This is a genomic window from Deltaproteobacteria bacterium (assembly GCA_028818775.1).
Lineage (GTDB): Bacteria > Desulfobacterota > Binatia > UBA9968 > JAJDTQ01 > JAJDTQ01.
In genome coordinates, this window is record JAPPNE010000129.1 from 1 (window position 1) to 23,233 (window position 23,233).

20 protein-coding genes and 2 riboswitches are annotated in these 23,233 nt (G+C 67.5%); of the genes, 11 read left to right on the forward strand and 9 right to left on the reverse strand.

The window, feature by feature from the left end; all coding sequences use genetic code 11:
* The first annotated feature begins 404 nt into the window (after positions 1 to 404).
* The 4 genes from OXU42_13955 to OXU42_13970 all read left to right on the forward strand — a co-directional run bounded on the left by OXU42_13955 (position 405) and on the right by OXU42_13970 (position 5,165).
* The gene (locus OXU42_13955) at positions 405 to 2,504 is read left to right on the forward strand and encodes a glutamine synthetase III (protein MDE0030493.1); all 2,100 of its coding nucleotides are present in this window, start codon (positions 405 to 407) and stop codon (positions 2,502 to 2,504) included.
* A 147-nt stretch (positions 2,505 to 2,651) separates the two neighbouring features.
* Positions 2,652 to 3,191 carry a bifunctional adenosylcobinamide kinase/adenosylcobinamide-phosphate guanylyltransferase gene (gene cobU / locus OXU42_13960; protein ID MDE0030494.1) on the forward strand — a complete coding sequence of 180 codons (540 nt, stop codon included), beginning with the start codon at positions 2,652 to 2,654 and terminating at the stop codon, positions 3,189 to 3,191.
* The gene (locus OXU42_13965) at positions 3,191 to 4,660 is read left to right on the forward strand and encodes a cobyric acid synthase (protein ID MDE0030495.1); all 1,470 of its coding nucleotides are present in this window, start codon (positions 3,191 to 3,193) and stop codon (positions 4,658 to 4,660) included. The genes cobU and OXU42_13965 overlap by 1 nt, the downstream gene beginning before the upstream one ends.
* Positions 4,661 to 4,937: 277 nt before the next feature.
* Positions 4,938 to 5,165: a DUF433 domain-containing protein gene (locus tag OXU42_13970; protein MDE0030496.1), complete on the forward strand. Its 228-nt coding sequence runs from the start codon at positions 4,938 to 4,940 to the stop codon at positions 5,163 to 5,165.
* A 324-nt stretch (positions 5,166 to 5,489) separates the two neighbouring features.
* Here OXU42_13970 and OXU42_13975 read toward each other — a convergent pair whose 3' ends face one another.
* From OXU42_13975 to cobT, 6 genes are all read right to left on the reverse strand, one after another.
* On the reverse strand, positions 5,490 to 5,720 hold the full coding sequence (locus OXU42_13975; GenBank protein ID MDE0030497.1) for a DUF433 domain-containing protein: 231 nt from the start codon (positions 5,718 to 5,720) through the stop codon (positions 5,490 to 5,492).
* A 129-nt stretch (positions 5,721 to 5,849) separates the two neighbouring features.
* Complete coding sequence (gene cbiB / locus OXU42_13980) at positions 5,850 to 6,881, reverse strand: adenosylcobinamide-phosphate synthase CbiB (protein MDE0030498.1); 1,032 nt, start codon at positions 6,879 to 6,881, stop codon at positions 5,850 to 5,852.
* A gap of 23 nt (positions 6,882 to 6,904) precedes the next feature.
* Positions 6,905 to 7,912, reverse strand: a complete 1,008-nt coding sequence (cobD, locus tag OXU42_13985; protein ID MDE0030499.1) for a threonine-phosphate decarboxylase CobD — start codon at positions 7,910 to 7,912, stop codon at positions 6,905 to 6,907.
* Positions 7,903 to 8,475: an alpha-ribazole phosphatase family protein gene (locus OXU42_13990; protein MDE0030500.1), complete on the reverse strand. Its 573-nt coding sequence runs from the start codon at positions 8,473 to 8,475 to the stop codon at positions 7,903 to 7,905. Before OXU42_13990 ends, cobD begins: the two co-directional genes overlap by 10 nt.
* A 377-nt stretch (positions 8,476 to 8,852) precedes the next feature.
* A complete protein-coding gene (locus OXU42_13995; protein ID MDE0030501.1) occupies positions 8,853 to 9,611 on the reverse strand; it encodes an adenosylcobinamide-GDP ribazoletransferase in 759 nt (252 codons plus the stop codon).
* A 170-nt stretch (positions 9,612 to 9,781) separates the two neighbouring features.
* Positions 9,782 to 10,804: a nicotinate-nucleotide--dimethylbenzimidazole phosphoribosyltransferase gene (cobT, locus tag OXU42_14000; GenBank protein ID MDE0030502.1), complete on the reverse strand. Its 1,023-nt coding sequence runs from the start codon at positions 10,802 to 10,804 to the stop codon at positions 9,782 to 9,784.
* Between the two features lie 466 nt (positions 10,805 to 11,270).
* Between cobT and OXU42_14005 the strand changes: the two genes are divergently transcribed.
* The 6 genes from OXU42_14005 (at position 11,271) to OXU42_14030 (ending at position 18,199) form a co-directional block, all read left to right on the forward strand.
* A complete protein-coding gene (locus OXU42_14005; protein MDE0030503.1) occupies positions 11,271 to 12,017 on the forward strand; it encodes an ABC transporter substrate-binding protein in 747 nt (248 codons plus the stop codon).
* A 17-nt stretch (positions 12,018 to 12,034) separates the two neighbouring features.
* Positions 12,035 to 13,003, forward strand: coding sequence for an iron ABC transporter permease (locus OXU42_14010; protein ID MDE0030504.1), 969 nt, complete (start codon positions 12,035 to 12,037; stop codon positions 13,001 to 13,003).
* Positions 12,996 to 13,769: an ABC transporter ATP-binding protein gene (locus tag OXU42_14015; GenBank protein ID MDE0030505.1), complete on the forward strand. Its 774-nt coding sequence runs from the start codon at positions 12,996 to 12,998 to the stop codon at positions 13,767 to 13,769. Before OXU42_14010 ends, OXU42_14015 begins: the two co-directional genes overlap by 8 nt.
* Before the next feature lie 122 nt (positions 13,770 to 13,891).
* Entirely contained in the window at positions 13,892 to 14,836 is a 945-nt protein-coding gene (locus OXU42_14020) for an NAD(P)-dependent oxidoreductase (GenBank protein MDE0030506.1), read from the forward strand.
* A gap of 139 nt (positions 14,837 to 14,975) precedes the next feature.
* Positions 14,976 to 15,166, forward strand: a riboswitch (cobalamin riboswitch).
* A 109-nt stretch (positions 15,167 to 15,275) separates the two neighbouring features.
* Positions 15,276 to 16,013 carry an energy transducer TonB gene (locus tag OXU42_14025; protein ID MDE0030507.1) on the forward strand — a complete coding sequence of 246 codons (738 nt, stop codon included), beginning with the start codon at positions 15,276 to 15,278 and terminating at the stop codon, positions 16,011 to 16,013.
* Position 16,014: 1 nt separating this feature from the next.
* A riboswitch (cobalamin riboswitch) is annotated at positions 16,015 to 16,236 on the forward strand.
* A gap of 25 nt (positions 16,237 to 16,261) precedes the next feature.
* Positions 16,262 to 18,199, forward strand: coding sequence for a TonB-dependent receptor (locus tag OXU42_14030; GenBank protein ID MDE0030508.1), 1,938 nt, complete (start codon positions 16,262 to 16,264; stop codon positions 18,197 to 18,199).
* A gap of 68 nt (positions 18,200 to 18,267) precedes the next feature.
* Here OXU42_14030 and OXU42_14035 read toward each other — a convergent pair whose 3' ends face one another.
* Complete coding sequence (locus OXU42_14035; GenBank protein ID MDE0030509.1) at positions 18,268 to 20,037, reverse strand: amidohydrolase family protein; 1,770 nt, start codon at positions 20,035 to 20,037, stop codon at positions 18,268 to 18,270.
* 79 nt (positions 20,038 to 20,116) lie between these two features.
* On the opposite strand from OXU42_14035, the gene OXU42_14040 reads away from it, so the two are divergent.
* Positions 20,117 to 20,872, forward strand: coding sequence for an ABC transporter ATP-binding protein (locus OXU42_14040; protein ID MDE0030510.1), 756 nt, complete (start codon positions 20,117 to 20,119; stop codon positions 20,870 to 20,872).
* A gap of 4 nt (positions 20,873 to 20,876) precedes the next feature.
* Here the strand turns inward: OXU42_14040 and OXU42_14045 are convergent, their stop codons facing one another.
* On the reverse strand, positions 20,877 to 21,866 hold the full coding sequence (locus tag OXU42_14045) for an ABC transporter substrate-binding protein (GenBank protein MDE0030511.1): 990 nt from the start codon (positions 21,864 to 21,866) through the stop codon (positions 20,877 to 20,879).
* An 18-nt stretch (positions 21,867 to 21,884) separates the two neighbouring features.
* Positions 21,885 to 23,168 carry an anaerobic sulfatase maturase gene (locus OXU42_14050; protein ID MDE0030512.1) on the reverse strand — a complete coding sequence of 428 codons (1,284 nt, stop codon included), beginning with the start codon at positions 23,166 to 23,168 and terminating at the stop codon, positions 21,885 to 21,887.
* Positions 23,169 to 23,233: the final 65 nt, after the last annotated feature.

The window sequence follows — 23,233 nt, forward strand, 5'->3', positions numbered from 1 at the left end:
CCATGTCCTCGCGCGCGCGCCGGGTCTCGTCGGTGCACTTGATGCCCTTCACCCCAAGCACCTGGTTCAGCGCATCGGCAAGAACCTCCCAGTCATCCATCGCGTGCTCGGTACGGTCGATGGCCCCCGCGTCCGTGTCCCCGCCCATGTCATGGGTCCTTTTCATGGCGTCCTCCGTGGGATTCAGCAATACGGAAAACCCTTGGGGGTGTCAAGAACGCCGGGTGCCCGTGGCGCGGGCGATCCTCTCCAGGGTCCGGGCCCCCGGAGACCTTTCCTTTTGATTCCCTTTTGGGTACCAGATACTGCTGTAGCCGAGGCAACGGTGTTGTCGAAGCCATCATTGAGAATGTTTGTCCGGCCGGCCGGCCCGCGAACCGCAAACTAGTTGGAGGAAAGAAACCGTGGCCGTGAAGCACTTCAGTTATGAGGCTCCGATCGAGACGGCCGCTCTGCCGTCGGCTTTCGCGAACATGAACAGCAATGTGCTGGATGACGGGATCCTGAAGAAACTGGTCGATCCGGATGTCTACTACGCCTTTGCGCGCTGCCGGGCGACCGGGCTGCCGATGGAGAAGGACCAGGCGAACGCCCTGGCGCTGTCGATCCGGGAGTGGGCCCAGTCCAAGGGCTGCATCGGCTATTCGCATTGGTTCTCGCCGATGCGCGGGCCGATTCACGGTGAGAAGCTCGAGACCTTCGTGGCGGTGGATTTTGCGACGGATCGGCTGATCATCAATCTGACCGGCTCCGAGCTGTTCCAGACCGAAACGGACGGGTCGTCCTTTCCGAACGGGGGCCTGCGCGAAACCCATGAGGCCGCGGCCTACATCGGCTGGGATACGGGCTCGCCGCCGTTCGTCTATCGCGAGACACTCTATATCCCGTCGGCCTTCGTTTCCTGGACCGGCGAGGCGCTCGACCAGAAGACACCGCTGTTGCGCGCCGACCTGGCCGTCAATGACCTGAGCTTGCGGCTGTTGCAGTATCTCGGCGACGACACCGAGGCCAAACAGGTCGTGTGCAATGTCGGCTGGGAGCAGGAGTTCTTCCTGATCGACCGGGAGAAATACCTGGCGCGGCCCGATCTGATGGCCTGCGGACGCACACTGCTGGGCGCGCGGCCGTTGCGTGGCCAGGAGTTGTCGGCCAACTACTTCGCCCGGTTGTCGCCGCGCGTAAACCGCTACATGGCCGAGGCACGGGAGAAGATGTGGGCGCTCGGCATCTCGATCCACTGCACGCACAACGAGGTGGCGCCGGCCCAACACGAGATTTCGCCGATCTTCAACCTGGCCAACCTCGCCGCCGACACGAACGTGCTGGCGATGGACGTGTTGCGCGATCTGGCGTTCGATCACGGGTTCGTCATCCTGTTTCACGAGAAGCCGTTTGCCGGCATCAACGGCAGCGGCAAGCACAACAACTGGGGGCTCAACACGGACACCGGTGTGAACCTGTTCGTGCCCGGCGAGACCGAGAGCGAGAATCGCCGCTTCATCGCCTTCGTGGCGGCACTTTTGCGCGGAGTCAACAAGCACGGCGATCTGTTGCGCTGCGGGGTGTCGACGGCCGGCAACGATCACCGGCTGGGCGCGCAGGAAGCGCCGCCGGCGATCATCACGCTCCATCTCGGCCGGCTCCTGGAAGAGCACGTGAAGAAGGTCGCCGACGGCGGCCGGTTCACCGCCTACGACACGCAGCACAAGCAGATCGAGATATCGGCGCCGGTCGCCGACATCAGGGCCACCCTGGAGGACCGCAACCGCACCGCGCCGTTCCCCTGGTGCGGCAACCGGTTCGAGTTCCGGGCCGTGGGCGGGAACCAGCACATCGCATTCCCGCTCACGATGGTCAACGCTGCGCTCGCCGACAGCTTGAAGCACATGTGCGACGAGATCGAAGCCGGCAAGGATGTCGATCAGGTCATTCGCGAGACCATCAAGGAGAACCAGGGTGCGCTGTTCAGCGGCGACGGCTACTCCGAAGATCTGCATGAACACGCCGCGAAGAACGAGCTGATCCATCTCCGGAGCAGCCCCGAGGCCTACGGGGAGCTGACCTCGGCCAAGAACGTCAAGCTGTTCGGTGACCTCGGCATCTTCAACGAGCGCGAGATCGCGGCGCGGCAATGCATCCTGCAGGAAGCTTACGCTTCAGAATTGTGGATCGAGGCGCGCGCTCTGTTGAAGATCCTGCGCACGATGATCGTGCCCGCGGCCATGGACGATGCCCGCACGGGCGTCGAATCAGGTTACGCCGCCAAGCTATTCGACGAGAAGAGGGACCTCGTCCAGAAGCTCCTTACCGAAACCGACAGGCTCGCGGAGGCCTTGGACGCCTTCCCCGACGACGCCCCTGCGCGCTCGGCGGCCTACGCGCACGAGAGCTTGAAACCGGCCATGCAGGCGGCGCGGGATGTCGCGGACCGGCTCGAGGCGGTGGTGGACAGCCGTCTCTGGCCGTTGCCGACCTATACAGACGTGCTGCTCGGCCACCAGTGAGGAAGACCGGACGCGGCTGCGGTTTCAGGCGACGGTGTCTGCGAGGCCGAACCATCGCAACCGGCTCGAATCACGACACCCTCGGCCACTAGAGCGCCCCGAAGGGCCACGCATCGCACACCGCCGCTCTTCAAGGCAGGTGCACTCGTGAACGTATCCTCGGCAAGACCTGACCTGGCGCTGGTGCTGGGCGGGGCGCGCGCGGGCAAGAGCGCCTTCGCCGAGGGACTCGCGAGGGGGTGGGCTCAACGCGTTTACGTAGCCACAGCGGCCGTCACGGACGACGAGATGGCGGAGCGCATCGCGTTGCACCGAACCCGCCGAGGCCCAAGCTGGCGCACCGTCGAAGAACCTCTTGAGCTGTCCGCCGTGATCCGGAGGGAAAGCGCGCCGGCCACCGGCCTGTTGGTGGACTGCCTCACGGTCTGGCTCGGCAACCTCATGCACCACGAATATGACGTGGACGCCGCCGGCGAAGCGCTCCTCGAAGCGCTCGCCACCGCCCCCGGACCGATGGTGCTGGTGGCCAACGAGGTGGGGCTCGGCATCGTGCCGGACAACGCCATGGCGCGCGCCTTTCGCGATCACGCCGGGCGTCTCAACCAGGCCGTGGCACGCGTGGCGAGCCGCGTTTACTTCATGGCGGCCGGCATCCCCATGACCCTCAAGGGTCCGGCACCCGACTGATGCCTGCCCGCGCACTCATGTTCCAGGGGACAGCGTCGGACGCCGGCAAGTCGCTGGTCACCGCCGGCCTCTGCCGTGTGCTGACGCGCCGGGGATACGCCGTGCGCCCGTTCAAGCCGCAGAACATGTCCAACAATGCCGCCGTGACCCCGGACGGGGGCGAGGTCGGCCGCGCCCAGGCGCTTCAGGCCAGGGCCTGTGGGGTGGCGCCGTCGGTGGACATGAACCCGGTGCTGCTCAAGCCGCAGTCCGACGTCGGCGCCCAAGTGGTGGTCCGCGGCAAGGTGCGCGGCAACCACGACGCGCAAGACTTCCAGGAGGTGAAGCAGGAGCTGATGCCCGTGGTCCTGGAGAGCTTCGAGCGGCTGAGGTCCGCGGCGGACTTCGTCCTGGTGGAAGGCGCGGGCAGCGCCGCCGAGGTCAACCTGCGTACCCACGACATCGCCAACATGGGCTTCGCCGCCGCTGCGCAAGTACCGGTGGTGCTGGTGGCGGACATCGACCGGGGCGGAGTCATCGCCAACCTGGTAGGCACCTGGGAACTTCTTCCGGACAACGAGCGCACGCTGCTCCGAGGGTACCTGATCAACCGGTTCCGCGGTGACGTGGGCCTGTTCGCCGGCGGGCTCCGCATCATCACCGCGCGCACCGGGCTGCCGTGCTTCGGCATTATTCCCTATCTCCGCGCCGCACTGCGCCTGCCGCAGGAGGATGCCTTCTCCCTGGACAACCGCCCGCCGCGGGTTCGCGGCGGAGCCTTCCGCATCGCCGTTCCGCGGCTGCCGCACATCGCCAACTTCGACGACTTCGATCCGCTGCTGGCCGAACCGGCGGTAGCGGTGGACATGGTGGCGCCCGGCCGCCCGCTCCCGGGCGATGCCGACCTAGTCATTCTGCCGGGCTCCAAGGCCACCCTTTCCGACCTGCGGGCCTTCAGGCGCGAGGGATGGGATATCGACCTTCTCGCCCACCGCCGCCGGGGCGGCGCGGTGCTGGGCATCTGCGCCGGATACCAGATGCTCGGACGAAGGGTGGCGGACCCGCAAGGCATCGAAGGGCCGCCGGGCGAGGAACCGGGGCTGGGCTTCCTGGAACACGAGACCATGCTCACCGGCGCCAAGACGCTCAGACAGGTCGCGGGAGTCGGCGCGACCGTGCACGCGTCCTTCACGGGCTACGAGATGCATGTCGGCAAGAGCACTGGCGGCGACGCCTCCCGGCCTTTCCTCGTACCCGAGGGCGAGGGACACGATCCCGGGCGCGTGTCCGCGGATGGAAGAGTCATGGGCTGCTACGTCCACGGGCTCCTGGCCGGCGACGCCTTCCGCCGCGAGTTCCTCCGTTCCCTGGGCGTTAACGGTGCATCCGGTCCGGCCTACGAAGCCGGCGTGGAAAAAGCCTTGGACGCTGTGGCCAACGCCTTCGAAGAGGCCCTCGACATCAACCGGCTGCTGGCGGCGGCCGAGTAGGCGAGGCCGCAACGACCTGCCGCCGGGCGGGTTCCCGCATAGCGGCGAAGCCTTACGCCGCTACGCGGAAGCGACCGGCACGCGGCTGACCGTAGATTTGACCGCTGAACGGCTGGACGGTTCAGCGTCGGCAACTCACGATACGGTTGCAGTGGCTCGTTCTGAACTAGCCAACTGACTCCGGGTAGTATTCCTTCACGGAGACGAGCATAGTCACAGTCGAGTCCGGGTACTTGAGGGTTCCTGCCGCTCTGCAATCCGAACGGAGGCACTCGCAATGACGAATTGGGACACGTGCCCGGCCGTGGAACGGAAGCCGGGAAAAGTCAGCGGCGCGTGGGTGTTTGCGGGAACACGGATTCCATTGTCCGCGCTGTACGAGAACCTCGCCGGTGGCGCCACGATCGACCAGTTCGTCGAGTGGTTCCCGGGCGTCAATGAGCAACAGGTCCGCGCGGTGCTCGAACACGAGGCGAAAGCGCTGAGAACGGCGGCAACGACTTGAAGCTGCTTTTCGACCAGGGAGACTCACAGCATCCCTCTCGTGCTACCGGTTTGGCATATTTCTTCTACAGGTGCGTGAGCAAGAGCCGCACGTCTTCCTCGGTCCGCAGCCTGACGGTCCATTCGCCCTTGCTGTTGCCGTCATGGGCGTCCGGCATCTTGGCCTAAATTGCCTTGAAATGCACAAATGGAGGCTGCGACCGGCCGCGCTCAGAGGTGGAGTTCCATGCCGACGCGTTTCCCGTGGACAACGAATACCAGTGCCAACTCCAGCTCGCCGTAGAGTTGCAACACTTCGGCAAGTTCGGTGTGCACGGCGTCCTATCTACCCGGTCGCCGGGCGCAGGCGAATGTCCTCGGCACCGACCAGGGCGATCGCGTAGCGGATACACGCATGGACATCCTCGACGGTCAGGTCCGGATAGTAGTCGCGAATGATCTGGTTGAAGGGGATGTCCTCGTCAACGAGTTCCAGGACATCCTGCACCGCAATGCGCGTGCCGGCGACGCATGGTTTACCGAAGTGAATTCTCGGATCAACGGCGATTCGGTCCATTTGATGCCTCCGTCCTTCTCCACCGCGATGGGTTGGCGGTCTCGCGGTCAAGCCGCTCGCAAAGCGCCTTGGTAAGCCACAAATATAACACCTGCAACCACGGGCGTTAAAGCATCGCGCCGTTCTCGACTACGCCATGGCGTTGGACGCGGGCACGGGCGCCCCAGCCAGAAACCACAACGCGGCGAACAGCGCTCCCACCAGCACGGCCAGGAGCAGGCAGGCGCCGACATAGACGCGGAGCGCGCGCCGGATGTCGGCGGCGGTCGCCTCGGCGGCGCCGTCGCCCAGCCACGGGTCGGCGGTCACGACGCCCCGGTATCGGCGCGGTCCGGCCAGACGCAAGCCCAACACGCCGGCCATGGCGCCCTCCGGATAGCCGCCGTTGACCGAGCGGTGGGTGCCGCCATCCCGCCACATGATCTTCAGGCCGTGCATCGCGCTGCCGGCCTTCGATGGTGCGCCGGCAACGGCCAACAGGACGCCGGCGACGCGCGCCGGCACCCAGTTGGCGACGTCGTCCAGGCGCGCCGCCGCCCAGCCGAAGTCCCGGTAACGGTGGTCGTGGTGGCCGATCATGCTGTCGGCGGTGTTGAGCGCCTTGTAGGCCGCGATGCCCGGCAGGCCGAGAAGCAGACCCCACAGGACCGGCGCCACCACGCCGTCGCTGAAGTTCTCGGCCAGCGATTCGACGGCGCCCCGGGCTACGCCGTGGGCATCCAGGGATTCGGGGTCGCGGCCAACGATGTGGGCGACGGCGCTCCGGCCGGCATCGACGCCGTCGCGCTCCAGCGCCCGGGCGACGTCGACGACATGCCGGTATAGGCTATTCTGGGCAATCAGTACCGAGACCAGCAGAGCCTCCACCCAGAATCCGACCGGCCATCCGCTCAGGCCGGCACTGATCAGCGCCGCCAGCACGCCGCACGAGGCGACGACGGCCACCGTGGAGATGGCTCCCGCGGCGCGGCGGCCCGCGCGGCCGAAGGCGGGGCGATTCAATCGGCCGTCGCAGAACGCCAGCACCCGGCCCACGACCACCGTAGGATGCGGGACAACCCGGTATAGCCAGCGGGGATCCCCGATGAAGGCGTCGAACACCATCGCCGCCAGCAAAAGAGATGCGGTGTCGGAGAGGTTCACATCGGTCCGTCGGCGCAAGACGCTCGGCTAGTCTCCCGGCCTCACCAAGCCCCCTTCAACTCCGCCGAAAGCCGTTGCAGAGCATCCGCCGACGGGGGCAGACCGATCCTGAGCCAGCCTGGATGACGATCGAAGGACCGGACCAGGATCCCGGCCCGGCCGAGGCGGTGAGAGAGGTCACGGGCTCCGGCCGTTTCCACCAACCGGAACAGATCGGTGCCGCCGACAAGGGTCAGGCCGGCTCCCGAGAGAACGCTGTCAAGCTGTAGCCTCATCTCCGCCAGCCGGGCGCGGGTGCGGACGATCCAGTCCGTGTCGGCCAGCGCCTGCCTGCCGATCTCCAGGGCGGGCCCGGAGACGGCCCAGGGGCCCAGACGCCGCGCGATGCCGTCCACCAGCGTTGGCGGGCCGGCCACGAAGCCCAGCCGCAAGCCGGGGAGGCCGAAGAACTTGCCGAAAGAGCGCACGATCAACGTATTGGGAAAGCCCGGAGCCGATGCCAGGCTGACATCGGGCGCGACGTCCGCAAAGGTTTCGTCGACGACGAGCCAGCCGCCGCGTCGCGCCAGTTCCTCGGCCGCTCGCGCCAGCGTCTTCCGGTCCGTGGTGCGGCCGTCGGGATTGTTGGGGTTGACCACCACGACCACGTCGGCGTCGGGACGTTCCCCGAGCGAGCCGACCTCTTCCACGACGTGCCCCAGGCGGCGCCATGCGACGGCATGTTCGTCGTAGGTGGGCGCCAGGACCGCCACCCGGCACAGGGTCCTCATGGTTGGCAGCAACTGGAACAACGCCTGACTTCCCGGAGCCGCCGCCAGACCACGGGCGGGCGCAATCCCATAGGCCTCCCGCGCCGCCGCCAGCAACGCCGCCATCGCGTCATCCTGCGGCAAGCGGGTCAGGGTTTCCGGGCTGATGGTGCCGTACGGATAGGGCCAGGGGTTGACGCCGGTGGAGAGATCAAGCCATCCGCACGGCGGCGAGCCGAATGTCCGCTGGGCAGCCGCAAGATCGCCGCCGTGCCGCGGCTGGAAGGAGCTCAATCCCACGACTCCACCTCGCGCGGACCCGATGGTGAGCGTTCCGGTTCGGCCGGAAACTCGATGTGCACCGCATCGCCGAAACCCGCCGATGTCATCCATGCGTCCGCGCAGCCTGCCGCGGCCCGCGCGGCCTTGATGATACCCGCGTGAGTCACCACCGCATGAGACACGCCGCTCCGGCGGTAGTCGGCCAGCGCGGAACTGACCCGCTCTGATACCATCGCCACGCTCTCGCCGCCGTGGGGCCGTGCGTGAAGGAAGTCCGCCGCCCACGCGTCCAGCTCCGTCCGGTCGATGGCACTCCACGGCAAGCGCTCCCAACGACCGAAGTCCATCTCCCTAATCCTGTTGTCGACCACCGGGACGAGACCGCGAGCCGCGCCGATCCGTTCCGCCAGCCGTGCGCAACGGCGCAACGGGCTGGTCACCAGCCGCTCCACCGCCGGCAGGGTCGCCAACACGCGCGCCGTATCCTCCTCGAACGTCGGCGCCACGTCTACGTCCGTGACGCCGTAACACACGTTATCCGCGACAGCGGGCCGGGTATGACGAATGAGAATCAAGCGCATGGTGCCGGATACCCTCCCCACCCCTGGATTCCCGCGTTCCAGGCTGTGTCGAACCCCACTCGGATACAACATGGCGCCGACGCCCCCTTACCGTCATTCCCGCAAAACAGGCTGTGTCAAAACCCCTTCTGAGAAAGGCAACAACCCCCTGAAACGTCATTCCCGCGAAAGCATGCCCTCGACCCCGATCGGGGGCGGGAATCCAGGAGGGGTGAGGCCGGGAAACGCCGCTGTAGCGCCCCACCACCGCCCCTGGATTCCCGCTTTCGCGGGAATGACGGATTGGACTTTCGTCGCTGGGAAGTGGTGTTTTGACACAGCCTGTTCCGCGGGAATGATGTTTCAGAAGGTCCTTTTCTCATCAGTTTTGACCGCGCCTACAAAACCGCGACGACGCCGAGGTAGAGCCCCAACTCGCTGGTCTGTTGCACGGCGCCGAGGCAGTCCCCCGTATAACCGCCGAGTTTTCGTTCGTACAATCCACGCATGACGACGTGACCGATCGCAAGCCCGATGAAACCGGCCAGCATCGCCGCCGGGGATGCCAGATGCCACAGCACCGCCACGGCCGCGGCCCCAGTGGCTAGCGCCAGAGCCAGACCGGCCGGCGCCACGCCGTCCGCCACCGGCTTGGCCGCGCCGGCCTCCCGCACGTACCGGCCCGTCGCAATGGCGAGCACCGCCGAGGCGCGGCTCGCGGCGTGGGCCGCCACCAGGAGCCACGGGATCACCACCGCCGGCGCGGCCCCCAGCGCCAGTATCTTGGCGGCCAGCATCAGGCCGAGGCCGGCCGCGCCGTAGGTGCCGAGGCGGCTGTCACGCATGATCTCCAGTGCCTGCTCGCGCGTGGCGCCGCCGCCGAGGCCGTCGCAGGCGTCGGCGAACCCGTCCTCGTGGAACGCGCCGGTGACCAGGAGCACCGCAGTGGTTGCGAGAACCACCGACAGCGTTATGGGAAAGACCAAGTGCGCGAACCAAAACACCACGCCCGCGACCGCGCCCACCAGAGCACCCACCAGAGGATAGTATCGGGTAGCGGCGGCAAAGCGCGCCTCGGTGAAGAGGTCGGCCGACGACACCGGAACGCGCGTGAGAAACTGCACCGCCAAGAGAAACACCGCCAGTTCTTCACGCACCCCGCGCAATCCTCCAGGGAAACACGGACACCCGTTCGTCCTGAGCGTAGCGAAGCGAAGTCGAAGGACGCCAACTTGCTCGGCGGCAACAATCGGATTTGGTCCAAGCGCCGAACGACGGACAGCTTATCGGGATCGTCCCCGAGCTGGACTTCTACCAGCCCGCCGCATCACGCCGGACCGCTCACCCCGGCGCTCTCGAAGCTTGCCATCTCCGAAAGCATGGCCGCCGCACACTTGAGCACCGGCCAGGCGAGCAGCGCGCCGGTGCCTTCACCGAGGCGCATGTCCAGGGCCAGCAGCGGGCGTGCGTCCAACGCCAGCAGCACCGCGCCGTGACCGTGCTCGGCGGACCGGTGGGCGAACACGAGGTACTCCCGCAGCGCGGGCGCCAAACGCACCGCGGCCAGGGCGACCGCGCCGGCGATGAACCCGTCCACCAGCACCACCGCCCCGGCGCGGGCCGCTCCCACCATGGCTCCCGCCATCATGACCATCTCGAAGCCGCCGTATTCCCGCAACGCGTCCTGGCCGTCCAGCCGCGCGGCGGTACGCCGGGCCGCGCGATCAAGGATCTCACGCTTGCGCTCCAGACCGGCGTCGTCGAGGCCGGCGCCGCGCCCCACGAGCGAGTCCAGCCCGGCGCCCGTAAGCTTGTGTGCCACCAGCGTGGCCGAGGAAGTGTTGCCGATTCCCATCTCGCCGAAGGCAGCGGCGTCCGCCGCCACCGCCGCGCCGAGGGCCTCGCCGGCGCGCAGGGCTTCTTCGCATTGCTCCGGGGACATGGCCGGCTCCACCGCGCAGTTGCGCGTGCCCGCGGCGATGCGCCGCGACACGAGCCCCGGCGCCTCCATGGGTTCACCGGCGACTCCGGCGTCCACCACCTGCAGGTCCACGCCGTTGGCGCGGGCGAACACGTTGGCGGCCGCGCCGCCGGCAAGGAAGTTGGCGACCATCTGACGGGTCACGGTTTGCGGATAGGGAGACACACCCTCGCCGGCGATTCCGTGGTCGCCGGCGAAGATGGTGAGACGGCAGTGGCGCAGCCTTGGAGTCAGGGTGTTCTGGATGCGCGCGATCTGCGCCGCGACGTTCTCCAGCACTCCCAAGGCGCCCAAGGGCTTGGTCTTGCCGTCGATGGCGCGCCGGATCGCGTCGTCGAGCGCGTGGGAGACGGGCGGAACATGGAACACGAGTCACCTTCCGGTGGGCACGAGAACGGCTTGTGCCTGGTCATCCAAGCCCCGCGTCGCCAAGCTGTCCTGCGCCGTGGGCGCCCATGGCCTCGATGAGGTAGCCGGGCCGTGGAATGCTGCCGATGGGTTCCGTCGGAATGATCATATCCCTCCGTCCTTTCCCGGGTGATGGGTGCGGGGAGTCTATCCGGTGACGATAAGAAGGACAACCCGGTTCTTGTACTACCAGCTTGACGACGGCCATTGCCCGGCGTAGGTTCCACCCCTACAGAAACGTCTTTTCGGCACCGCGTGAGAAAAATTAAGACCACGGAAAGGGGATGAGTTGACGCCGCGCCAGACCCGACGGCCGCAGCAGCGTTTGGCCTTGGCGGCGAAGCCGGTCACGCTGGCGCTGACCGTCTGCGTTGTCCTCGTTGCCTGCACGGAGTCGCCAACAGTCCGCTCGACCGCGCGCCGTATCGTGAGCCTGGACTATTGCGCGGACCAGTTCGTGCTCGGGCTGGCCGAGCGCGGCGACATCGCGGCGGTTTCGCCGGACGCCGTTGCGGCCTTCTCCTACATGCGAGCGGCCGCCGCGGGGTTGCCGGCGGTGCGGCCCCGGGCCGAGGACGTGCTGGCCCTCCAGCCGGACCTGGTGGTCCGTTCCTATGGCGGCGGACCCAATGCGCGGGGGTTCTTCGAGCGGGCCGGCGTGCCGGTGCTGCAGATAGGGTTCGCCGATGACATCGACGGCGCCCGGGCGGTGATCCGGCACGCGGCCCGAGGGCTCGGCGCGCCGGAACGCGGCGAAACGTTGATCGCCGGGATGGACGCGCGGCTCCGGGCGGCGCGAGTCCATGCACTCGGCAGCCGAGCGCTGTACATGACGCCGGCCGGCTATACGGCCGGGCCCGGCACCTTGGTGGACGACCTGTTCGCGGCCGCGGGCCTCGACAACTTCCAGTCGCGCCCCGGGTGGCGGCCGATTCCGCTTGAGCGTCTGGCCTACGAGAACCCCGATCTGATCGCCAAGGCCGCCTTCGGTAAGGGCACGAGTCACGACGACGCCTGGACCTCGTTCCGCCACCCCGTCGTCCGGCGCGCCGCGCGGTCGGTGCCGGCTGCGGTCATCGACGGCGCCACCACCTCGTGCGGGGCGTGGTTCCTGGCCGACGCGGTGGCAGCCCTGGCGACCCTTCACGACAAGCTCCCCCAGGCAGCGCCGTGAGCGACCGCAGCCTGCTCATGGCGCTGACGGGCGTCACCCTCTTGGCTCTGGCGGCGGCGTGCCTGGTGGGGTCCACTCCCCTGGGCGTCGAACGCGTCCTGACCGCGCTGGCGGGTGGCGCATCCGCCGGCGACCGCGTGGTGGTGTGGGAGATCCGCTTGCCGCGGGCGGTGGCGGCGTTCGCGGTGGGAGCGGCCCTGGGGGCCTCGGGCGCAGCCTTGCAGGGCCTTCTACGCAACCCGCTGGCCGAGCCCGGCGTTCTCGGCGTTTCCGCCACCGCCGCCCTCGGCGCCACCTTCGTCATCTACTACGGCCTTGCGAGCGCCGGCGCCCTGGCGCTGCCCATGGCCGCCATAGCGGGCGCCCTGGCGGCCACGGTCCTGCTGACGGCGGCGGCACCGCGCGTGGGCTCGGTGGTCACGCTGATCCTGGTCGGAGTCGGGCTGTCGAGCTTCGCCGGGGCGCTGACGGCCTTGCTGATGAATCTCGCGCCGCACCCGTTCTCGCTGTCCGACATGCTCAACTGGATGCTGGGCACCGTGGCCAACCGGAGCTTCGCTGACCTCGTGCCCACCGCGCCCTTCCTGGTGGCGGGTCTGGCAGTCCTCGCCGCCGGCCGACGCGGCCTTTCGGCGCTGACCCTGGGTGAGGAAGCGGCGGCGGGGGTGGGGCTCGACCTGCCCCGGACCCGGCGGCTCGTGGTGTTGGGCGCGGGGCTGGCCACCGGCGCCGCCGTGGCCATTGCGGGGGCCATCGGCTTCGTCGGCATCGTCGCACCCCACCTGGTGCGGCCCCTGGTGAATTACGACCCGGCGCGCACGCTGGCGCCGTCGGCTTTGCTCGCGGGGCTCATTCTCGTGTTGGCGGACATCGGTGTGAGGGTGGCCCCCACCGACACGGAGCTCAAGCTCGGCGTGGTGGCGGCGCTGCTGGGAGCGCCGGTCTTCATATGGATCGTCGCCGCGAGGCGGGTACCCAGTGGCTGAGTTGTCGATCCACGGAATCGACGTGACGCTCGCTCGGCGTGCCGTGCTGCAAGACGTGTCCTTGCAGGCAGCGCCGGGCGAGATGGTCGTCGTGCTCGGGCCCAACGGCGCCGGCAAGACCGTGTTGCTTCGCGCCGTCCTGGGGCTGGTGAAACGCGACGGAGGCAGCGTCACCGCCGGCGGCGACGACCCCGCGCGTCTGCCCGCGGCCGAACGCGCCCGGCGCATCGCCTATCTCCCGCAGTCGCGGCCGCTAGCGTGGCCCGTCCGGGTGCGTGACGTCGTGGCCTTGGGACGCTTCGCCCACGGCGCTTCACCCGGACGGCTCGGCGACGAAGATGCGGCGACGGTGGAACGTACGCTGTCCGCCTGTGACCTGGACGCCCTGGCCGACCGCCGGTGCGATACCCTCTCCGGAGGGGAACTCTCCCGCGTCCACCTGGCCCGGGCCATGGCCGCGGAAACGCCGGTCCTGCTTGTCGACGAACCCACGGAAGCGCTGGATCCGCTCCACCAATACCAGGTGATGCGCCTGATCCGCGCATACGCGGACGCCGGCAACTGCGCGCTGGTGGTACTGCACGAGGCCGCCCTGGCCGCGCGCTTCGCGGACCGCCTGGCGTGGATCTCTGGCGGGCGGATCGTCGCGGACGGACCGCCCGAGGAAACGCTGACGCCGGAACGGATGGCCGAGGTTTACGGCGTGCGCGCCGCGGTGCGCCGCGTCGAAGACGACTGGGTGGTGGCCGTGAGCGGGCCGGCATGACGCGGTGCACGGACGGTCGACAGACGGACCGCGAGGCGCGGCGCCTTGACAGCTCGCGGGGGTTGTTGCACGTAGAGCCTGTTTGTAGCGCAGGACACCAAACCATCGAGAAGGGAGTCATAATGAGCACTCTGATAACCGGCATCGGCCTCGTGGGCACCGCCTTCGCGCAACGCGCGCTGCAACGGGGCGAGAAGATTGTCTTTTACGACATGGCGCCGCGGATGGATTTCCTCGAACGCAAGCTGGGCAAGGTGGACGTGACCGTGCTGAAGCGCGACATCCGGGACCTGCCGGCGCTGATCGACGCCATGCAGACCCACGAGGTGGATACGGTGCTGCACACCGCCGGCCTCATCGGCGGCGCGGTGGCCAACCCCGTCTACAGCGGTCTCCAGATCAACGTCATGGGCACCGTCAACGTGGCCGAGGCAGTGCGCCTCACCGGCGTGAAGCGGCTGATCCAGATCAGCACCATGGGCGTGTACAACCGCCGCATGGAGGGCGACGAGCCCATCGGAGAAGGGTTCAACCGGGGCGACGGCAACGCCTACGGCAACTCCAAGGTGGCCAAGGAACTCATGGTGGAGGCCTACCAGCGGCTCTACGGCTTCGAGCTCATTGTGCTGCGGCTCGCCAACGTGTTCGGCTTCGGGCACTTCGCGGGCGGCTCCGCCGGCGGCGAAATGCTGCAGAACCTCGTGGAGTCCGGCCTGACCGGGCGCGTCGCCCACATCCCGCAGGAATCCACGCGCGACTTCGAGTACGTTTACTTCAAGGACGTGGGCCGGGCCCTCGAGTTGGCCGCCACCATTCCCGCCCCGGCGGAGACCACCTTCAACATCGGCACCGGCGTGGTGGTCACCTTCGACGACTTGGTTTCCCTGGTGCAAGGGCTTCTGCCGAAGCTGGACGTGGAAATCATTCCCGGCAAGCCGCCGCGCTCCTCGAAACAGCCCATGGTCATCACCCGCGCCAAGGAAGTGCTCGGCTGGGAGCCCGAGTTCACCGTGGAGGAAGGGTTCAAGGCCTACATCGAAGACATGAAGGCGGCCGGCGTCGGGTGAAGCCCGATCCGGTCCGGAGGCTTACGCATCGGAGAGACCTTCCGTCTTGACAAGGTCTCGCCGCGCGACTACAAACTCCAAGGTCCTGCCCGGTTCTTTCGAATGAACCGGGCAGGATACCAGGCCACGGGTGGTCTTCCCGGCCGCCCGGTCCTCAGGTCCCTCAGGGGATAACAGGGAAACCGGTTGAAAGCCGGTGCGGTCCCGCCACTGTAAATGGGAACCCTTGCCAGGGTGCCACTGTTCCCCACCCGGGAACGGGAAGGCGGCAAGGCGGTCCACGCGGCCAGCCCATGAGCCAGGAGACCTACCTGAGGACACGACGCAACCGTGCTCTCCGAGGAGAGAGGGGGTCTCGCCATCAGCACTCGTTCCATAGACGCGTTCGTTCCCGCTTCCGTCGGGTCGGTTCCTCTCTGACCGGCCCCGGACCGAAGACGTGCGCCGCCTTCTGTACTGCCTGTTGGGCTCCGCGCTGTTCCACGCCGCGCTGTTGTGGGTGCCCTTGCCCATGAGCGCGGGAGGCGCGGGCGAGGACGACCTGCTGCTCGTACGGGTGCGGCTCGTGGAAGCGCCGAGGAGCGATGCCGTGAAGCGGTCGCCACGGCGAGACGAACGAGCCGAGCGACACGGACGAGTGCGACAGGCACGGACCGAGCCACGGGCGGCGCCGGAACCCCAGCGGGGGCCAACCGTGGTACGGAAGAAAGCGGAGCCCACCCAGCCGACCGCCGCGGCGAGCGCCGCACGGAAGCCGCCCGGCACGGTCGACGGCGACAGAGGTGTCGTGGGAACCTCGTTGAACGCCGGCACGGTCCGCTCGAACCGGGAGATCGGAAGCGCACGCAACACCGCTCGCGGCACCCCGGCGGAACAGGTCACGACCGGCGCGGACTTCAGTCCGGTCCGTTACGCACGGACCGTGAAGCCCCGCTATCCGCGCAAGGCGCGCCGCGCCGGCTGGGAAGGCACGACGCTGCTCAAGGTGCTCGTCAACCCGGACGGCGCACCCGGCCGCGTGACGGTGGAGCGCACGTCCGGCTTCGACGTCCTCGACGAAGCCGCCGTAAAGGCGGTCCGGCGCTGGCGGTTTCACCCGGCGCGTCGCGGGGTCGCGCCGTTGTCGAGTTGGGTGCGCATCCCGGTCGCGTTCAGACTGGAGGAGGTTCGCCGATGAAACCGTAACGGAGAATCCTGATCCGCCACAACCAGAGGCCTGAAAACGGACGCCAGGGAAAGGGGTGCGAATCCCCTGCTGCCCCGCAACTGTAACGGCCACGAAAGCCGCAGATCGAGCCACTGCCCCTAAACCGGGTGGGAAGGCGCGGCGAGTAGGACGGCAGCCGCCGGACTGCCAGGAAGCCCGAGCCAGGAGACCTGTCCGTTTTCATCCACAATCCGCCTTCGCGGGAAAGGAAGATTGCCATGAAGTTCCTGACCACGGGTGTCCTCACCCTCTCTCTCATTCTGATCTCTCAACCGGGCACGGCCCAGTCACCGCCGGGGGCCGCGTCGGAGACGCCCGCCGAGATGGCGGCCGAGCGGCAAACCGTCGAGCAGCTTCCCGAGATCGTGGTCTCGGCGAGCCGCGTGCCGCTGGAAGCCAAGGCCGTGGGCAGCGCGGTCACGGTCATCACGGCCGAGGAGATCGAGCGCAAGCAGGCCCGCGTCGTGTCCGACCTGCTGCGGGAGGTCCCCGGTATCGCGGTGCACCGTTCGGGCACCGTGGGAACGTTGACCGCCGTGCGTATCCGCGGCTCTGAGCACGGACACACCCTGGTCCTCATCGACGGCGTGAAGGTCAACGACCCGAGCAGCAGCGGAGCCATTTACAACTTCGGGGACCTGTTGGCCGCGGACATCGAGCGCGTCGAGGTTCTCCGGGGGCCGCAGAGCGGCCTATACGGCAGCGACGCCATCGGCGGCGTGATCCACATCACGACGCGGAAGGGACACGGGCCGGTCGTGGGGAACGTCAGCGTGGAGGGCGGTTCGTTCGGAACGGGCAGCATGGCCGTCGGCATCCAGGGCGGTGGCCGCGGCCATCATTTCTCTCTGGGTGCGGCGGGCCTCGGCACCTCCGGAATATCCATCGCCGCGGGAGATGAAAAGGACGGGTACCGGAATCAGACCTATAGCGCCAAGCTCGGCGTACAACCCGCCGACGACCTGGAGTTCGAGCTGACCGGCCGCTACGTCAAGGCGAGAGTGGAAACGGACAACCCGCCGACGGACAACGACGACCGCACCGACTCGGACCAGGCCATGGGCCGCGGGCGATTGACCTACAGCCTTCTCGATGGGGATTGGCGGCATGCCTTGGGCGCGGCCATGCACCGCAAGAAACGGAGCGTCATCAGCTCGTGGGGAACGAATGAATACAAAGGCAGAAAGACACGTTTCGACTACGAAACGAACTTCTTCTTCGAGACCTCGGACGCCAGCCACAACGTGACCTTCGTCGCGGAGCAGGAAAAGGATTCGCAAGAGTCCGGCGGCGCCGCCTCCGAAGTCACCAACCACGGATATTCCGGCGAGTATCAACTCGGGTTGTGGGACCGACTCTTCCTGTCCGGCAGCGGCCGATATGATGACAACGAACGTTTCAAGGATACGACGACGTTCCGGATCACCGCCGCTTACGTGGTCGATGGAAGCGGGACCCGATTCCACGGCAGCTACGGCACGGGAGTCAAGAACCCTACCCTGTCACACCTGTTCCAGCAGTTCGGCCGCATCGGTCCGAACCCCGACGTGGACCCGGAGGAGAGCAAGGGCTGGGACGTCGGCGTGGAGCAGAACCTGCTCGAAGGCCGGCTCTCCCTGGACGTGACGTATTTCAACAACCGGCCGACGAACCTGATTTACTGGAACGACGCCGGCACCCCTTACGACTGGCAAAACCCCGCAACCGGCGATGACGACTTCTACGACAATCTGGCAGGGACATCTAGTATTCGTGGCCTGGAACTCACCGTGAGAGCGAAGCCCGCCGACGGATTGAGCCTGTCCGCCCAATACACCTACACCGACGCGAAGGATCCGGACGGCCAACGGCTTCCGCGCCGGGCCGAGCACGTGGCCAGCGTCAACTTCGGCTACGGATTCCTGGACGGCAGAGCCGACGTGGACCTCGGCATCGACTACAACGGGAAGCAGCTCAACCGCACGACCGATCCCGTGATGATCGACGACTTCATCCTGGTCCATGTCGCCGGCAGCTACAAGCTCGGCAGACGGATGGAGCTGTTCGGGCGGATCGACAACCTCTTCGACACGGACTACGAAGAGGTGCCCGGATACCGGACCACCGGCATCGGCTTCCACGCCGGGCTGCGGGGTACGTTTGAACTGTTCCGATGAGACGGAGGTCTATGGCGAACCACGCCGGAAGTCTCCGACGTACTTGGACCGGTTCCGTTTGAGGCTATCTAACCTTGTTCCGCCAACAGCGGCACGATGCGCCGTTCCTTGGCGCGCACCAGGCCCCGGCCGGTGATGCGCAGTTCGGGGAGGGTGACGAAGGTGAGGAAGCAGAGGGCGTAGAGGGGCTTGGGGAACGCGCTGCCGTGTTCCCTAAGGATTCGCTGGACGGAGGCGAGCCTTTCGCCCACTTCGCGCCAGGGTTCCAGGGAAAAGAGGCCCCCGATGGGAAACGGGATCTCTTCGAGGACCCGGCCCCTGTCGACGACCGCGATGCCGCCGCCGTATTCCAGCAACAGGTTGGCGCAATAGGCCATGTCGTAGTCGCTGGAGCCGGCCACGAGGAGCGTGTACTCGTCGAGGTTGACGGTGGTGCCCACGGCGCCGATGTCGGTTCCAAGGCCGCGCACGAAGCCGAAGGTGGGGCTGAAGCCTTCCCGGCGGTCGAAGACCGCGACCTTGAGGAGGTCGGCCTCCACGTCCGCGGAGACCACCCCGCCGGCGCACGGGACCTCGACGACGCGTTCCCGGGTGATGGTCTGGTTGATCAGGTCCATGACGCGGATGCGGGCGCGGGGTTCTTCGCAGCGGATGCGCATGTCCTCGGCGGTCACGGGCAGGCGGAAGGCGGTCTTGAGGCCCATGCCGTCGGGGAAGCCCGGCGGAACGACGGCGACGTTCGTTTCGCCCGTTTTGGCCACCCGCTCGCCGCCGATGTAGGTGGCGCCCACGCGCACGGTTTCCAGGTCGTCCAGCAAGACGAAGTCCGCGAACCGGCCGGGTGCGAGGCCGCCGATGTCCTGTTCCAGGCCGGAGTAGGAGGCCGGGTGCAGCGTGGCCGCCTGGATGGCGCGCACGGGGCTCAGGCCGCACGCCACGGCGCGGCGGATCACGTGGTCCATGTGGCCGTGCGCCGCGACGTCGTCGGGGGCCATGCCGTCGGTGACGAGGATCAGGCGGCCGGTGTCGACGCCGGCGGCCAGGAGCGGCTTGAGGGTGGCTTCGAGGTCCTGCCGGAAGGAGCCTTCGCGCAGCATGGTCCAGTAGCCGAGGCGCAGGCGCGCCAGGGCGTCCTCGCCGTTGATGGGCTCGTGGCACGACGACACCGAAGCGGCGGCGATGGCGTTGAGGCGGCGGTCCCGTGCGCCCGCGGTGTGGCCGTGGACGATCTTGCCCTGGTTGAGCGTCAGGTCGATGCGCGTCGCCAAATCCGGGTCGCCCTGCACCAGGCGCAGCCACGAGACCACCTCGCCCAGGCCCAGCACCCGGGGGTCGCGTAATACCTCCTCGACCTGCTCGTCCGAGAGGGACTCGGTCTCGCACAGCAGCGGATCCTGGGGCGCGGCCATGGAGATCAGGGTGTAGACCCGGAGCGGATGGGAGGCGACCTCGTCCAGGAAGAGCTTCATGCCGGTGAGGCCGAAGGCCACGGTGTGCTCGTCGCATGACGCCATGAGCGCGGTGGTGCCGTGGGGCAGGTACGCCTGCAGCAGCTCGAACGGACGGCAGAAGTGGCCGATGTGCGTGTGCGCGTCGATGAAACCGGGCGCGATCCAGCGGCCGCGGGCCTCGATGACCTGGGTCTCGTCGCCGCGGGTGTGGTCCGCGCTGGGGCCGACGTAACAGACGCGCTCCTGGCTCACCGCCATCTCCATGCCGTCCAGCACCTCGCCACTGTAGACGTTGATGAGCCGCCCTCCGGTCACCAAGAGGTCGGACTTCACTTCGCCCATGCTGGCGCGTATCAGGCGTTGTATCGTTTCCTTGGATTTGTGCATACGTTCTTGCTTCAGGTTGTCGGTGGACGGAAGTGATTCCTGGATTGTTTTACCCCGGGCTTTGCCTTACCATGGCCGCGTGAAGAACCTCGTCTTGCGCAACATCACCAAGCGCTTCGGACCGGTGACGGCCGTGGACGGATTCGATCTCGAGGTGGACCAGGGCGAGTTCCTGGTCATCATCGGGGAGAGCGGCTGCGGCAAGACCACCCTGTTGCGCGTCATCGCGGGTCTGGAGACACCGGACACCGGCGAGGTGCTCATCGGCGGCGTGCCGGTGAACGACGTGCCCGCCGGACGCCGGGACGTGCAGCTCATCTTCCAGAGCTACGCGCTGTGGCCGCACATGCGCGTCTTCGAGGATCGCAAGTACGCCAACCTGACGCTGCCGTTGCGCATCCGCAAGTGGTCCGTCGACGCCATCCGCGAACTGATCCGGCCTTTGGCCAAGGCCCTGAACATCGAGGAACGGCTGTTCGAACGCAAGCCGCAGGAGCTGTCCGCGGGGCAGCAACAACGCGTCGCCCTGGCCCGGGCCATGACCACGTTCCCGCAGATCATGCTCATGGACGAACCCCTCAGCAACCTCGACCCGCCCAACCGCCGCCGGGTGCGCGAGGAGATCCGCGCGTTCCACCGGGACCAGCGCCTCACCACGCTGCTCGTGACCCACAACCTGGAGGACGCGCTGGAACTGGCCGACCGCATCGCGCTCATGCACGAGGGGCGCCTGGAGCAGGTAGGCACCGCCGAGCGCCTGATGCGCCACCCCGCCAACGAGTACGTCAGCGACTACTTCCGCGTGCGCCCGTCCTACGGCGTGCCGTTCCAGTGATCGCTCAGATCTTGAAAGCTTCGCGCGTGTTGGACGCGTACAGGCTTTCCAGGTCCACCGGGTTCTTGATCACGCCCTGCTCCAGCAGATAGGAGTGGAAGGTCTCCAGGGTCTTGCGGTTGCTCTCGAAGCCGTAGGGCCAGTAGTCCTTGCCCATGAGGTCCACCGTCTCCTCGTACTCGAACAGGTACCAGAGATGGTGCGTACGCAGCACGTTGGTGTCGTAGATCTGCGACGCGCACAGGTCCTTGGCCCGGCAGAAGGCCTTGTAGAGGTTCTGGGTCACCCACGGGTGGGCCTCGTGGATCTCCCGGCGCACCACGATGCAGTGCATGATGGGGAACAGGCCGGTGCGGCGGAAGTAGTCCATCTCGGCGGCGCGGCAGTCCTTGAAGAGCCGGCGGATGCCGGGGGCGCGCCGCACGAAGCAGGAAGGCATGCGCGCCGACACCAGCGCGTCGATGTCGCCCTTCTCCAGCATGTCGTCGAGGGTCCGCTCCTCCTCGGTGTCGATCTCGACACCGGCCGGCGCGTCGAACGGCACGCGGTCCTTGCGCCCGGGCTGCTCCACGCCGCCCTGGATCCAGTGGACATCCCTGGCCTCCACGCCGAAGTCGTGCTGCAGCATGCCGCGCACCCACACGGACGCGGTCATGGTGTACTCGGGCACGCCCACCCGCCGGCCCTTCAAGTCTTCCGGCTTCTCGATGCCCGAAGCCGCGTTGACGAAGATGCAGCGGTGCCGGAACATGCGCGACGGGAACACCGGGATGGCGATGAACGGCCGGTGCCCGCGTGAGGCGTCCACGTGGTAGGCGCCCATGGACATCTCGGCGGCGTCGAACTCGTGGAAGTGGAGCATGCGCCAGAAGATCTCTTCCACCGGCAGCGCCACGTAGTTGAGGTCGATGCCGTCGGGCTTCACGAGCCCGTCCTTGAGGGCACGGGTGCGGTCGTAGTCCTCACATGCCAGCGTCAGTTCAATGTTTGCCATAGGTCCTACCAGTCGGGTTTATCGGGGCATGCAGCAGCGCTTGTACTTGCGGCCGCTGCCGCAGGGGCAAGGGTCGTTGCGGCCGGCCGCGGGGCGGGCGGCGGCGTCCGCTTCGCGCACGAGGCGCATGACGTTCTCGATGGGCTCGCCGGCCTGCCACAGGCCGGCCATGGTGCTCAGGTGCTCGCGGCTGTGGATGAAGAACTTCTTGTAGCCGGCGCAGAGGTAGTTGAGGCCGTCTTCGCCGTCCGGGGTCTTGATGAACCGGTCCTTGGGGCAGCCCCCGTTGCACTGGGCGCGCACCTCGCACTCGCGGCAGTAGCGCGGCAGCGAGGTCCACTTGTCGCGGCCGAACTGCCGTTGGGCATCGCTGTCGATCATGCGCGCCAGGGAGGTATCGCGAATGTTGCCGAGGCGGTAGCCCGGGTCCACGTAGTGGTCGCAGGAATAGAAGTCGCCGTTGTGCTCCACCACCGGCACGTCGCCGCAGGTCTCCCGGAAGATGCACAGCGCGTGCTCGATGCCCAGGCCGGTGCGGGCCGCCTCGTCGAAGATCTGGATGGTCACCCGGCCCACGTCGTTGCGGATCCATTCGTCGAAGATGGCGCACAGGAAGGTGCCGAAGGCCTCCGCCGGCACGCTGCGGGGACCCACCGCGGCGTCTCCCGGCATCCGCTCCACCAGCGGAATGAACTGCTGGTGGTCCGCGCCGAGGCTCTTGAAGTAGCGATAGACGGTGGTCGGATGGCCGACGTTGCCGGCGTGCACCACGCACAGCACGTCGCACGGCACCTTGTGGGCCTTGAGCCGCTTGAACGCCTGCACCACCTTGCGGTGGGTGGGTTGCTGCCCCTTGGTGACGCGGTACTCGTCGTGGAGCTTCTCCGGGCCGTCGATGCTGAGCCCTATGGAGAAGCCTTCCTCGGCGAGGAACCGGCACCACTCGTCGTCCAGCAGCACCCCGTTGGTCTGCATGCCGTTGCGCACCTTGCGGCCCGGCGGGCAGTGCCTGCGCTGGAGCGCGACGACCTCGCGGAAGTAGTCGAGGCCCAGGATGGTGGGCTCGCCGCCGTGCCAGGCGAAGTCGATGATCGGATCCGGGCAGGCCTGGATGTGCTGCGAGATGTAGTCCTCCAGCACATCGCTCTCCATGCGGAACGACTTCGTCTCGGGGTAGAGGTCTTCCTTCTGGAGGTAGTAGCAGTAGACGCAGTCCAGATTGCAGATGGCGCCGGTGGGCTTCGCCATGATCTGGAAGCCGCGGGAGGCGGGTTGAACCGGCTTTATCAATTCAACCGACATGTGGAACCCCGTCGAGGGAAGGAGACCCGTGCCCCCTTCCCTCGTGTCCGGGAATGCTCTCGGCC

Coding starts and splice junctions, on each gene's coding strand:
- OXU42_13965 (MDE0030495.1), top strand. CDS start 3,191: ATGCCTGCCCGCGCACTCATGTTCCAGGGGACAGCGTCGGACGCCGGC.
- OXU42_13970 (MDE0030496.1), top strand. CDS start 4,938: ATGACGAATTGGGACACGTGCCCGGCCGTGGAACGGAAGCCGGGAAAA.
- OXU42_13975 (MDE0030497.1), bottom strand. CDS start 5,720: ATGGACCGAATCGCCGTTGATCCGAGAATTCACTTCGGTAAACCATGC.
- OXU42_13990 (MDE0030500.1), bottom strand. CDS start 8,475: ATGCGCTTGATTCTCATTCGTCATACCCGGCCCGCTGTCGCGGATAAC.
- OXU42_14010 (MDE0030504.1), top strand. CDS start 12,035: ATGGCGCTGACGGGCGTCACCCTCTTGGCTCTGGCGGCGGCGTGCCTG.
- OXU42_14020 (MDE0030506.1), top strand. CDS start 13,892: ATGAGCACTCTGATAACCGGCATCGGCCTCGTGGGCACCGCCTTCGCG.
- OXU42_14030 (MDE0030508.1), top strand. CDS start 16,262: ATGAAGTTCCTGACCACGGGTGTCCTCACCCTCTCTCTCATTCTGATC.
- OXU42_14035 (MDE0030509.1), bottom strand. CDS start 20,037: ATGCACAAATCCAAGGAAACGATACAACGCCTGATACGCGCCAGCATG.
- OXU42_14045 (MDE0030511.1), bottom strand. CDS start 21,866: ATGGCAAACATTGAACTGACGCTGGCATGTGAGGACTACGACCGCACC.
- OXU42_14050 (MDE0030512.1), bottom strand. CDS start 23,168: ATGTCGGTTGAATTGATAAAGCCGGTTCAACCCGCCTCCCGCGGCTTC.